A 12681-nucleotide genomic window follows, 5' to 3' on the forward strand; every position below is an offset into this window, starting at 1 on the left:
ATCGTAGGGGAGACCTCCATGAAGAGACTGATTGCGACGCTCGCGGTAACCACGTTGGCGCTCACGGCCGCAGTCCGCGCCGAGGACAAGCCGGCGAAGGTGACCGTCGGCTATCTGAACCTGGTGAATGCGCAACTGGTCACCAAGCATCTTGGCCTGCTCGCCAAGGAGATGCCGGGCGTCGACATCAAATACGTCAAGATCGGCGGCGGCGGCGACATGCTGCGCGCGATCGCCGGCAGCGACGTCGACTTCGGCGGCCTCGGCAACCCGCCGACCGCGATCGGCGCGACGCGCTCCCTGCCGATCAAGGGCATCCTGGTGATCAACATGCTCGACTACGTCGAGTCGATGGTGGTCCGCGCCGACAAGAACATCACCTCGCTCAAGGACCTCAAGGGCAAGACGGTGGCGGCGCCGTTCGGCTCCACGACGCACTACCTCCTGCTCCAGGCGCTCAAGGAGGAGGGTGTCGATCCCGCCTCGATGAAGATTCTGGACCTCGCGCCGTCGGACATCGCGGCGGCCTGGCTTCGCGGCGACATCGACGCGGCCTGGTTCTGGGAGCCGAATCTCGGCAAGGCCGTGAAGAACGGCGGCAAGATCCTCGTCACCTCGGGCGAGATGACCAAGCGCGGCTACCCGACCTGGGACATCGGCGTCGTCATGAACGCGTTCGCGGAGAAGTATCCATCCTACGTCGACAAGTTCATCAAGGCCGAATGCGAAGGCATCGATTTCTGGCTGAAGAACCCGGAGAAGACTGCCGAAATCATCGCGGAAGAGCTTTCGCTGCCTCTCGAGGACGCGCAGCGAATGATGAAGGGCACCGGGATGATCCCCTGCAGCACGCAGCTCACGGAGGAGTATCTCGGCACATCCGCGAAAAAGGGCAAGTTCGTCGACACGCTGATCTCGACCGCCGATTTCCTGGTGAAGCAGGAGCGCCTGCCGAAGCTGCTGCCGCGCGCCGACTTCGAAGCCTTCATCCAGCCCGCCTATCTGGAGAAGGTGATCGGCCGCTAGGGTCGGTGCCGGCGGGCTTGCCTCGCCGGCACATTGTCAATTCCTGCAAGCACGTGACCGACATGAATCTCGCACCTCGCCACCTCCGCGCCGCCTATCGCAGCGGCGAGCTCAAGCCGTCCGATGTCGCCGCGCACGTGTTGTCGCGCCTCGATGACGCCGACCAGAGCGGCGTCTGGATCTCGACGGCAAATCCGCAAGGCGTCATGGCGAAGGCCCGCGCGCTCGATGCCCGCATTGGCGAGATCGGCGAGCTGCCGCTCTACGGCCTTGTGTTCTCGGTCAAGGATTGTATCGATGTGGCCGACGAGCAAACCACCTCGGCCTGCCCGGAATTCGCCTACACCGCGAAAGACACGAGCCCGGTTGTCGCCGACGCCATCGCCGCCGGCGCGATCTATCTCGGCAAAACCAATATGGATCAGTTCGCGACCGGCCTCGTCGGCGTGCGCTCGCCCTATGGCATCGCCCGCAACCCGCACAACCCCGACTACATCCCCGGCGGCTCCAGCTCGGGCGCAGCGGTATCGGTCGCGACGGGCACCTCGTCCTTTGCGTTCGGCACCGATACCGGCGGATCGGGCAGGGTGCCGGCGTCCTATTGTGGCGTGACCGGCTTCAAGCCGGCGCCCGGCGCCTTCAGTCAGCGCGGCATGGTCTACGCGTGCCGTAGTTTCGATACCATCTCGCTCTACACGTGCGATCCCCGCGATGGCCACGAGATCTATCGCGTGTTGGCGCGGCGCGATGTCGAGGACTGTTTTTCACCGGTGGATTCCGCCGGATGGACGGAGCAGGCATCTCCGGCGCGGCCGCTCAACATCGCAACGCCGCGTCCGGATCAGCTCAGGTTCTTCGGCAATGCGGAGACGGAGGCGCTGTTCGGCGATGGACTCCGCAAGCTGCGGCAGCTCGATCTGTCGGTCGCATTGGTCGATTTCGCGCCGTTCATTTCGGTCAACGATTTGATGTTTTTCGGACCTTTCCTCGCCGAGCGGGACGTGTCGGTCGGCGCATTCCTCGACGCCAACCCGGAGGCGGGCGTGAAGATCGTGCGCGACCTCGTCATCGGCAGCCGCAAGTTCACGGCGGCCGACGCCTATCGTGCGCTCTACAAGGTCAAGGAGGTCCAGCGGTCGCTGCGCGATTTCTGGCAAGTTCATGATGCGCTGGTCGTGCCGACGGTCGGCACCGTGCTGAGCATCGACGACGTCGCGCGCGATCCGCTGACGGCCAACTTCAACAACGGCTATTACACCAACTACGCCAACCCGCTTGGGCTGGCCGCCATCGCCGTTCCGAACGCCGTCACCGCAGCCGGCGTGCCCTATGGCATCACGTTCCTGGCGCCGGCCGGCCGGGAGCGCCTGCTCACCGATCTGGCTTGCGCTTTCATGGGGGCTTCGGCCGAGCCAGAACATCTGCGCCGCGTTGCAATCCGAGCGGAGACCTCCTAGCCTTCGAGCCGTCACTCGAAGGGAGACCGATCGTGGGGCGCAGCGATGCGCATGAGGTGGCCGATCCAGTTGAGCCGCGCGCCGACCTGCCACGGCCCGGGACCGGACGTTATGTGCTGAAGGCGTTGGACAAGCCCGATCTGGAGCTCGTGATGCGAACCGGCAGGCTCGCGACCTACCAGAACCGCGAATATCTGCTGCGGGAGGGCGAGCCCGCAAACGGCATCCACATCATCCTGAACGGGATCGTCGAAAGCACCCATGCCGGCACGCAGGGGCGCGAACTGATGCTGTCGACCTGGGAGGCCGACGACTTCGTCGGCGCGCCCTATATCCTCGGCGATCACCGCCACAGCTGGTCGGCCCGCGCGCTCGGGCGCGTCGAAGCACTGCATCTCGACCAGGATGCGGTCCGCCGGTTGATCGCGCAGTCGCCGCCGTTCGCAGTCGCGCTGATCGAGTGCCTCGGCTTCAAGGGCGAGACCTATTCGATGCTGGCGCAGACGCTGGCCGGGCAGAAGGCGGCGGAACGGTTGGTGCTGCTGCTGGTCAAGCTGTGCGAGAACGCAGCCCAGGACGAGAGCGGCCCGATCTCGCTCGGTCGCATCACGCAGGCCAATCTCGCGCGCATGATCGGCGCGACGCGCCAATCGATCAGCCTGATCCTCAGCCGCCTCCAGAACGACGGCATCATCTGGACCGGCCCGACCAAGATGGTCGTCAACGATCTCGCTGCGTTGAGGAAGCAGGTGGCGGACTAGGCGTGAACCAATAAGGTCAGCTTACCGACGCAACGGAAGTGTCCGCCTTGAGCATGATGGGCGCTTGTGACCGGAGCGCACATGCTGTTTGTAATCTTCGATAGTCCTTTAGCGCACAGGGACTGCGCGGCTCGTCTGACATCAGCTTTGGGCCAGCAAACGCACTAGCTTCAACCGAACTGGAACAATCTCCAAGCGATCCGGTTGAAGTTTGTTATGGCCAATCTGGGACAGGCACGGATTAGTCCTGGAGAAGCGTGTTGTTTATCAGGAAAGGTGCTTCACATGGATGACGAACGAAAATCGTCAAAAGCTGGGGAACGCGCCGCTGAAGGCCTGCGCGAGGCGGCTGCTAAGGACGAAGCGAAAAACGAGAGCAAGACGGGACACGATTTAGCGAAGGGCGCTGACCGCTTCGAAGAACGCTCCAAAAGCTCGGATGGAAGAAGCGCGGAAGAGAAACAAAAAGGGTGAATGTCTACAGCAGATCCGGCGCTGCGTTTCAGTGGAAGAAAGCAGGCGAACTTGGAGCCGATAGCATCGAGGTTGTGCCGACGACAATCCATCCCGGTAACAGCCACCTGACGCTTGTGCTGCGGACTGTCACGGAAGCGTCGACTAGCTCGAACTCGTCGCACTGACTTAGATCTCCCAGGGCGCGAGGTTGTCCCAGCTGCTATCATCTGTGCAAACTGCGAGCATGGCAGCTGTGAACCACACCTCCCTGAGAAGCCGCGTCCGTCGCCTCTACGAGGGTACAACGCCCAGCGCCGTTGGTTTCCGCTATGCTTTGCTCGCGTTTGATGTTGTGACCATACTGTTCATCATCGGGACGTCGTTCCTGCACCCCAGTGAGATCATCGAAACCTTCGACCTGCTATTCGGCGCAATGATATTGGCCGATTTTTCAGCACGGCTACTCGCCGACCGGCATCCGCTTCGAAAGTTCGGCCGCCTCTCGACATGGGCTGACATGGTCGCCATCGTTTCATTCCTGGCGCCCCTGGCTGGCGAGGCTGGCGGCTTTCTGCGGATTTTGCGGACGCTGGGAATGCTTCGTGACTACCAGATGCTCGCCAGGTTGCGCATGGATTCGTCGTTCTTCCGTCGCAACGAGGGGGTCATCTTTGCCGTCACCAATCTTGCGGTTTTCATATTTGTCATGACGGGGATAGTCTACGAGACCCAGAAGTTTCGTAACGATCAGATTCGGAATTATGCTGACGCGCTGTATTTCACTGTGACCGCGCTGACGACGACTGGCTTTGGCGATATCACCCTGCCAGGCACAATAGGTCGTTTGATAACCGTCGTGATCATGATTTTCGGCGTAACCCTGTTCTTCAATCTTGCGCGCGCATTGTTGAGTCCGAACAAGGTCAGATTTCCTTGCCCAACTTGCGGACTGCAGCGGCATGAGAGCGATGCCGTGCATTGCAAAGCATGCGGCGCTGTTCTCAATATTCCCGATGAAGGTTTGGCGTAGCTGTTGCTACCTCGGCGATCGAAACGTATTGCCATCATCAGAATCTGTGCCCAAGCGGCCATTCGACCATGGCCTCTTTCTAGGCGCTCGCAGCCATCGCAATCGTTGCCGTGGTAACGGCTGGCCTTGTCTAGCGCCCCGTAGAAATCATTTCAGGCCGGCTTCGACGCTGCCGGCACCAGCCCCATGCAGCACTGCACCTCGGCCGGGACATTGTAGGTCCGCATGATGTGGCGGCTGTCGCGCAAGCCGGATGCCTCACGCTGCACCACCAACATCCAGAGCGCGTGGCCGGCTTCCATCACCAGCTTGCGTCGGGCCGGCTGCATCGCGGCCGGCACCTCGGGGAGGGCATGGGCGGCGTCGAACTCGCGCAGGCGCGCCAGCGCCTGTTCGAGCGTGCGGCCCATCCGTCCGAGCGCGGAGGCCTGTTCCTGGACAATCTCGTAATGGAGGATATCGATGGGCGGGCGGAGATCACGGGACATGAGCCCGAATATAATGCCGCCGGAGCGGCCTGCAACGCAGGCCCGCCTTGCCGCTACTTCGCCCGATACGCTGCCAGGAACATCCGCGTCGCGCTGTCGACGACTTCGCTCATGCGCTCTTCCGACGGTGCGGGCGCGGCCTGGAAGACGAAGGGCAGGAACAGCGAGGCCTTGCACAGTTCCATGAACTGCGACGCCGCCAGATCGCAATCGTCGATATCGAGATCGCCGGCGGCGGCGTGGGCTTTGAGATAGTCGGAGAGGCGGTTGATCGACTTGTCCAGCACCCGCGCATAGTAGCGGCGGCCGAGATCGGGCATGCGCTCGGCGATCGCCATCACGGTGCGGATCGCCGATCCGCCGCCGGGCCGGCACAGCAGACGGTTGTAGGCCCGGCCGAAATCCTTCAGCGTGGTTTCAACATCGCGTGCCGGATCGAAATTGAACGCGACCTGCCCGTGCTGGAGCGCCTCCTGCTCGAGGATGGCTTCGAACAGCGCGCATTTGTCGGCGAAGTAGACGTAAAGCGTGCCCTTGGAGACCTGCGCAGCGCGGGCGATCTCGCCCATGCTGGCACCGTCAAACCCGAGATCCATGAACACCTTGCGGGCCCCGTCCAGGATCTGGCGGCGTTTGGAACTGTCCTCCTCCTGGACGACGTGGAGATGTTCGCGGCCGGGTACAACCATTGGTTCAGGGTCTCGGAAAGTTTTTGCATCGGTCCAGGGTGATGAAACCGAAATAAAGGATTCGGGCCGGTAGGGTCCGTTCGGGTATTATCTATATTGACCGAACCGTTCGGTCAATGATATTTGGGATGGGTGAGAGGGAACCGGCCGTAGGGCGGGGTTGTCCCTCATCGCGCTTTTTTGGGGAGGCCTCCATGGCCGTAGTGAGAGACCAGGCTGCGCGCGTCCTTCGCCCGGACGCCGTGGAGACGCCGACGCCCGCGGGTGGTGACGCTGCCACCGAGACGTCTGTGGCTCTCGCCGAGCAGTTGCGCTCTCATGTGGCCGAGGAAACCAAGCGCCGTCCCAGCGAGGCGCCGGAGAAGCCCGTGACCGACAAGCCGGCCGCAGCCCCAGACGCGCCCGCCGCCGGCGCGCCGAAGTCCGGCAAGCGCAAATTCGTCATGATGGGAGTAGGCCTCGTGCTGGCGCTCGCGGCGGCGAGCTATGCCGGCTATTACACGCTGGTCGGCCGCTTCTACGTTGCGACCGACGACGCCTATGTCCGCGCCAACAACACCATGCTGGGCGCGCGTGTTGCCGGCCACGTCTCCGCGATCCTCGCCGGCGACAACACGACGGTGCGCGCCGGCGACATCGTCTTCCGCATCGACGACGGCGACTACAAGATCGCGGTCGACGCCGCCGCGACCAGGATCGCGACCCAGCAGGCCACCATCGATCGCATCGGCCGCCAGGTCGCGGCGCTCGACAGCCAGGTCGCGCAGGCCAGGGCGCAGCTCGTCTCCGCCGAAGCCGGCCTCAAGCGCGCCGACCTCGATTATGAGCGCCAGCAGGCGCTGAGCAACAAGGGTTTTGCCTCGCGCGCCACCTTCGAGAGCTCCGAAGCCGGACGCGACCAGGGCGCTGCCGCGGTCAAGGCCGCGCAGGCCGCTTACGACGTCGCGCTCAGCAATGTCGACGTCGCCAAGGCGCAGCAGGCCGAAGCGCAGGCGCAGCTCGCCGAGCTCAAGACCACGCTGGCCAAGGCCGAGCGCGATCTCGCTTTCACCGCGGTGCGCGCGCCGGTCGACGGCACGTTCTCGAACCGCCTCGTCAGTGCCGGCGATTTCGTCGCGGTTGGCCAGCGGCTCGGCAACGTCGTGCCGCTCGATAACGTCTATATCGACGCCAATTTCAAGGAGACCCAGCTCAAGCGCATCCGCCCCGGCCAGCCTGTGACGATCAAGGTCGATGCCTACGGCATGCGCAAGTTCTCCGGTGTCGTCGACAGCATCGCAGCGGGCGCGGGCTCGGTGTTCACGCTGCTGCCGCCTGACAACGCCACCGGCAACTTCACCAAGATCGTGCAGCGCGTGCCGGTCCGCATCCGGGTGCCGAAGTCGGTCGCGAAGCAAAACCTGCTCCGCGCCGGCATGTCGGTCACTGCGACGGTCGACACCAACAAGGGCGCGGCCGACGCCGACAGCGAGGTCGATCTCGACGACGCCACCATGATCCATCCGCAGTAGCGCGCCTGCGCCGCGAGGTCAGACCATGGCGAACGTCACGACCGCTTTACCTGCCATGATGGCGGACCCCGCCTCGGAGCGCATCGCGCCGAAGCGGCTGTTCGCTTTCATCATCATGGTGTTCGGGATGTTCATGTCGATCCTGGACATCCAGATCGTCTCGGCGTCCCTGAGTGAAATCCAGGCCGGCCTGTCGGCAAGCTCTAGCGAGGTCTCCTGGGTCCAGACCGCCTATCTGATCGCCGAAGTGATCGCGATCCCGCTGTCGGGATTCTTGTCGCGCGCCTTCGGCACGCGGCTGTTGTTCGCAATCTCGGCGGCAGGCTTTACCGCATCGAGCCTGCTCTGCGGCTTCGCCACCACCATCGAGGAGATGATCCTGTGGCGCGCGCTGCAAGGTTTTCTCGGCGCCGGCATGATCCCGACGGTGTTCGCCTCGGCCTACACCGTCTTCCCACGCACCAAATTCCACATCGTCGGTCCCATCATCGGGCTCGTCGCAACGCTGGCTCCGACCATCGGGCCAACTGTCGGCGGCTACATCACCGACCTGATGTCCTGGAACTGGCTGTTCTTCATCAACATCGTGCCTGGCATCGGCATCACCATCGGCGTGCTGGCGCTGGTCGATTTCGACGAGCCGCATTTCGAGTTGCTCGACCGTTTCGACTGGTGGGGGCTGCTGTTCATGGCCGGCTTCCTCGGCACGCTGGAATACGTGCTGGAGGAAGGCCCGCAATATGAATGGATGCAGGACCCCTCGGTCGCGATCTGCGCCTGGATCTGCGGCATCTCGGCGATCGCCTTCTTCTGGCGCGTCTTCACGGCGGCCGAGCCGATCGTCAATCTACGCACCTTTTCCAACCGCAATTTCGCGATCGGCTGCGTCCTTCAGTTCTGCATCGGCATCGGCCTCTACGGCCTGACCTACATCTATCCGCGCTACCTCGCCGAAGTGCGTGGCTACAGCGCACTGATGATCGGCGAGACCATGTTCGTCTCGGGCATCACCATGTTCCTGATCGCGCCGGTGGTCGGGCGTCTCATGGCGAAGTACGACATGCGCTACATGATCGCGTTCGGGCTCGTCGTGTTCGCGCTCGGCTCCTACCAGATGACCTGGATCACGCGCGACTACGATTTCTATGAGTTGCTGATTCCGCAGATCCTGCGCGGCATCGGCATGATGTTCGCGATGGTGCCGACCAACAACATCGCGCTCGGCACGCTGGCGCCCGACCGGGTGAAGAACGCCTCGGGCCTCTTCAACCTGATGCGCAATCTCGGCGGCGCCGTGGGTCTCGCCGTCATCAACACCGTGCTCAATGACCGCACCGACCTGCACATTACGCGCCTGCAGGAGCGTGTGACCTGGGGCAACGCGACCGCGACCGAAACCCTGACTATGTTCATGCAGAAGTTTCAGGGGCTTGGCGATTCCACCCTAATGGCGATGAAGCAGCTCAGCCAGCTCGTGCATCGCCAGGCCGTGGTGATGGGCTTCGGCGATGCCTTCTTCATCCTGACGCTGTTCTATCTCGGCCTCACCCTGCTCGTCACACTGTTGAAAAGGCCGGCCTCGCCGTTCGGCGCCAGCGGCGACGCGCACTAATTTGCAACACTCGTGCGTGATCTCGCGCGAGCCCCGTTGCAAATCACCACTGACACATCTATAAAGCGCACCTCATTCCATCGAACCGGGAGGATTTGCATGATTTCGTCGCATTCGCAGATCGCACGCCCGCGCTCGATGATGTTCTGGCTCGGTATGTGCTCGGCCTCCTAGAGGCCTCTTCCGCCAGCTTCGATTGGGCTCCTAGTCCCGATCGCTCCGCTTCCCAAGTCAAAACCAACTTTAAGTGACGCCGTCTCGGCCCTCGCGGCCGGCCTGTGTCCATCAATGGAGCCGGCCCGCGACATAAGCGGCCGGATGATGCCATGACCGCTCTGTCAAAAAGGCCCGCGGCGATACGCGTGGTGCTGCCCTTCGTGTTCCGGCACTGGCTGAAGCAGCCGGGGCGTACCCTCGTCGTCGCCGGCGGCTTGTTGGGTGCGACCATCGCCGACCTGTTCATGCCGGTCTTCTCCGGACATCTGGTCGACGCTCTGACGCGCGGCCCATCCGATCCCGCCGCGCGTGACGCTGCGCTGATGGCATTGGGCGGTATCGTGGCGCTGGGCGCAGCCTCCATGGTGCTGCGGCTGACCGGCCTCCAGGCCATCGTGCCGTTCTCGCTGAAGATCATGTCCGAGGTCGCGCAGGAAGCCTTCATGCGCGTGCAACGGTTCTCGACCGACTGGCACGCCAACTCCTTTGCGGGATCCACGGTGCGCAAGGTCACCCGCGGCATGTGGGCGCTCGACCTGTTGAACGACACCATCTTGATGGCGCTGGCGCCGTCGCTGCTGGTGCTGATCGGGTCGATGATCCTGCTCGGCCTGCACTGGGCCTCGCTTGGCGCGGTGATCGCGCTGGGCGCGCTGGCCTATGTCACGATGACGGTGCTGTTCTCGACGCGCTACATCGCGCCGGCCGCGCGCATCTCCAATGCCTGGGACACCAAGGTCGGCGGCACGCTGGCGGATGCTCTGACGTGCAACGCGGTGGTGAAATCGTTCGGCGCGGAAGCGCGCGAGGATGCGCGGCTTGCCCGTGTCGTCAACCGCTGGCGCGTGCGCGTGCGGCGGACCTGGCTGCGCTACAACTACACCAACCTGGCGCAGCTCTCGGTGCTGCTGGCCCTGCGTGCCTCCGTGATCGGCGGCGCCGTGCTGCTGTGGATGTCGGGGCGAGCCTCGCCCGGCGACGTCACCTATGTGCTGACGAGCTACTACGTCATCCATGCCTATTTGCGCGACGTCGGAATGCACATCAACAACCTGCAGCGCTCGGTCAACGACATGGAGGAGCTGGTGGCGATCCACGACGAGCCAATCGGGATTGCGGATGCGCCGGACGCGCGGTCGATCGCGATCGAGCGCGGCGAGCTCGTGTTCGACGACGTCACGTTCCATTATGGCGGCCATCACGCGCCGCTCTATGACGGATTGTCGGTCACGATCCGCGCCGGCGAACGCGTCGGTCTCGTCGGCCGCTCCGGCTCCGGCAAGACCACCTTCGTCAAGCTGGTGCAGCGGCTCTACGACGTCACCGGCGGCCGCGTTCTGATCGATGGGCAAGACATCGCCAAGGCCACCCAGCATTCGCTGCGCAGCCAGATCGCGATCGTGCAGCAGGACCCGATCCTGTTTCACCGCTCGCTCGCCGAGAACATCGCCTATGGCCGGCCCGGCGCCAGCCTGGAGGCGATCGAGCAGGCGGCACGGCTGGCCAATGCGCACGACTTCATCGTGCGCCTGCCCAAGGGCTACGGCACGCTGGTCGGCGAACGCGGCGTCAAGCTCTCCGGCGGCGAGCGACAGCGCGTGGCGCTGGCGCGCGCCTTCCTGGCGGACGCGCCGGTGCTGATCCTGGACGAAGCGACCTCGAGCCTCGATTCGGAATCCGAGGCGCTGATCCAGCAGGCGATGGAGCGGTTGATGCGAGGCCGCACCTCGATCGTGATCGCGCACCGGCTCTCGACGGTGAAGAGCCTCGATCGCATCCTGGTGTTCGACCGCGGCGAGATCGTCGAGCAAGGCACGCATGCCAAGCTCGCGGCCAGGCCCGGCGGCATCTATCGCGGCCTGTTCGAGCGCCAGGTGGTGGAGCTCGGACAGATCGCAGCAGCGGAATGAGTGGCGCGCGGCCGGCGGACCAATGTCGGCCGCGTCGCCAAGGAATCGGTCAAGGATGGGTGACATGAAAGACCTGACCAACGGCTCCGTCGCGAAGCACATTCTGGGCATGGCACCGCCGATCATGGTCGGTATGGTCACGATCATGCTTTGCCAGCTGGTCGATCTGTACTTCGTCTCCGGCTTGGGCGATGCCGCGGTCGCGGGCGTGGCGGCGGCCGGCAATGCCGGCTTTCTCATCAACGCGCTGATGCAGGTGCTCGGCGTCGGCGCGGTGTCGTTGATCGCGCATGCCGTGGGACGCAAGGATCGGCCGGATGCCAATTTGATCTTCAATCAGGCGATCGTGCTGTCGGTGCTGTTCGGACTGTTGACCCTGGTCGCAGGCGCGGCGCTGTCGCGCGCCTACATGCATGCGATCGCCGCGGACGAAGCCACGATCGAGGCGGGGACCACGTATCTGCTGTGGTTCATGCCGGCGCTCGCGTTGCAATTCGCGAGCCAGGTGATGGGATCCGCGCTGCGCGCTACCGGCATCGTGCGTCCCACGATGCTGGTGCAGGCGCTTGCGGTGGCCATCAACATCGCGCTGGCGCCGGTTCTGATCGCGGGCTTGGGCACGGGCCATGCGCTCGGCGTTGCCGGTGCGGGGCTGGCGAGCTCGATCGCGGTGTTGATCGGCGTCGTGATGCTGCTTGCGCATTTTCGTAAGGTCGAACGCTATGTCGCCTTCAATCCGGCGCAGTGGCGTCCGCAGGCGCAGCATCTGAGGCGCATCCTCAATGTCGGCCTGCCTGCCGGCGGCGAGTTCGCGATGATGTTCATCCTCATGGCGGTGGTCTATTTCGTGCTGCGCGATTTCGGTGCGGCGGCGCAGGCCGGTTTCGGGATCGGACAACGGGTCCTGGGCCTGATCCAGATGCCGGCGCTTGCAGTTGCGCTCGCCGCTGGGCCGATCGCCGGCCAGAACATGGGCGCCGGAAAAGGCGAGCGCGTGCGCGAAACCTTCGTCAAGGCGGCGCTGATCACCAGTGTCGTGATGATAGGCTTCATGTGCCTCGCGCAGTTGAAGCCGCAGCTCCTGCTCTCGGGGTTCTCGAACGACCGCGAAACCATGGAGATCGCGTTCCTGTTCCTGCGGATCATCTCGCTCAACATGGTGGCGCAGGGCGTGATCTTCACCTGCTCGAGCATGTTCCAGCTCGGCAATACCAAGCCGGTGCTGTGGAGTTCGGCAACGCGCGTGCTCACCTATTCGCTGCCGGCGATCTGGCTGTCGACGCGGCCGGGCTTCCGGATCGAGCACGTCTGGTACCTGTCGATCGCGGCAACCACGCTGCAGGCGGCCCTGAGCTTGTGGCTGCTACGGCGTGAATTCAGGAAGCGCCTTGCCACGCTCCGGCATGAGAAGTCCCCGGAGCCGGCTGCGCCCAAGCGCGTGGCGTCTCCTGTACGCGCGCCAGCGTAGCGATCGCTTGTCCCCGCCCCACGGCTCCGGCAAACTTGCCGCGCCGTGGGGATCGGC

The 12681-nt window shown here is 64.0% G+C and carries 11 protein-coding genes; 9 read left to right on the plus strand and 2 right to left on the minus strand.

The window, feature by feature from the left end; genetic code table 11:
* The first annotated feature begins 18 nt into the window (after nt 1-18).
* From IVA93_RS08920 to IVA93_RS08940, 5 genes are all read left to right on the plus strand, one after another.
* On the plus strand, nt 19-1026 hold the full coding sequence (locus IVA93_RS08920) for a taurine ABC transporter substrate-binding protein (protein ID WP_247542070.1): 1008 nt from the start codon (nt 19-21) through the stop codon (nt 1024-1026).
* A 62-nt stretch (nt 1027-1088) separates the two neighbouring features.
* Nucleotides 1089-2483 carry an amidase family protein gene (locus IVA93_RS08925; RefSeq protein ID WP_247294884.1) on the plus strand — a complete coding sequence of 465 codons (1395 nt, stop codon included), beginning with the start codon at nt 1089-1091 and terminating at the stop codon, nt 2481-2483.
* 32 nt (nt 2484-2515) lie between these two features.
* Nucleotides 2516-3244 carry a Crp/Fnr family transcriptional regulator gene (locus tag IVA93_RS08930; RefSeq protein WP_018454215.1) on the plus strand — a complete coding sequence of 243 codons (729 nt, stop codon included), beginning with the start codon at nt 2516-2518 and terminating at the stop codon, nt 3242-3244.
* A gap of 285 nt (nt 3245-3529) precedes the next feature.
* Nucleotides 3530-3718 carry a hypothetical protein gene (locus IVA93_RS08935; RefSeq protein ID WP_085385390.1) on the plus strand — a complete coding sequence of 63 codons (189 nt, stop codon included), beginning with the start codon at nt 3530-3532 and terminating at the stop codon, nt 3716-3718.
* A gap of 226 nt (nt 3719-3944) precedes the next feature.
* Nucleotides 3945-4730 (plus strand): potassium channel family protein, encoded by a 786-nt coding sequence (locus tag IVA93_RS08940; RefSeq protein WP_018454216.1) that lies wholly within the window; start codon nt 3945-3947, stop codon nt 4728-4730.
* A 152-nt stretch (nt 4731-4882) separates the two neighbouring features.
* Here IVA93_RS08940 and IVA93_RS08945 read toward each other — a convergent pair whose 3' ends face one another.
* Together IVA93_RS08945 and IVA93_RS08950 are read right to left on the minus strand one after the other, a co-directional pair.
* On the minus strand, nt 4883-5218 hold the full coding sequence (locus tag IVA93_RS08945) for a DUF6665 family protein (protein WP_018454217.1): 336 nt from the start codon (nt 5216-5218) through the stop codon (nt 4883-4885).
* A gap of 53 nt (nt 5219-5271) precedes the next feature.
* Nucleotides 5272-5907 carry a TetR/AcrR family transcriptional regulator gene (locus tag IVA93_RS08950; RefSeq protein WP_018454218.1) on the minus strand — a complete coding sequence of 212 codons (636 nt, stop codon included), beginning with the start codon at nt 5905-5907 and terminating at the stop codon, nt 5272-5274.
* A 194-nt stretch (nt 5908-6101) separates the two neighbouring features.
* On the opposite strand from IVA93_RS08950, the gene IVA93_RS08955 reads away from it, so the two are divergent.
* From IVA93_RS08955 to IVA93_RS08970, 4 genes are all read left to right on the plus strand, one after another.
* Nucleotides 6102-7418, plus strand: a complete 1317-nt coding sequence (locus IVA93_RS08955; RefSeq protein ID WP_026232689.1) for an HlyD family secretion protein — start codon at nt 6102-6104, stop codon at nt 7416-7418.
* Between the two features lie 25 nt (nt 7419-7443).
* The gene (locus IVA93_RS08960; RefSeq protein WP_026232690.1) at nt 7444-9030 is read left to right on the plus strand and encodes a DHA2 family efflux MFS transporter permease subunit; all 1587 of its coding nucleotides are present in this window, start codon (nt 7444-7446) and stop codon (nt 9028-9030) included.
* 326 nt (nt 9031-9356) lie between these two features.
* Nucleotides 9357-11156 carry an ABC transporter ATP-binding protein gene (locus IVA93_RS08965; protein WP_247337753.1) on the plus strand — a complete coding sequence of 600 codons (1800 nt, stop codon included), beginning with the start codon at nt 9357-9359 and terminating at the stop codon, nt 11154-11156.
* A 64-nt stretch (nt 11157-11220) separates the two neighbouring features.
* A complete protein-coding gene (locus IVA93_RS08970) occupies nt 11221-12624 on the plus strand; it encodes an MATE family efflux transporter (protein ID WP_247542071.1) in 1404 nt (467 codons plus the stop codon).
* Nucleotides 12625-12681: the final 57 nt, after the last annotated feature.

It is taken from the genome of Bradyrhizobium sp. 155 (assembly GCF_023101105.1).
GTDB classification, from domain to species: Bacteria; Pseudomonadota; Alphaproteobacteria; order Rhizobiales; family Xanthobacteraceae; genus Bradyrhizobium; species Bradyrhizobium canariense_D.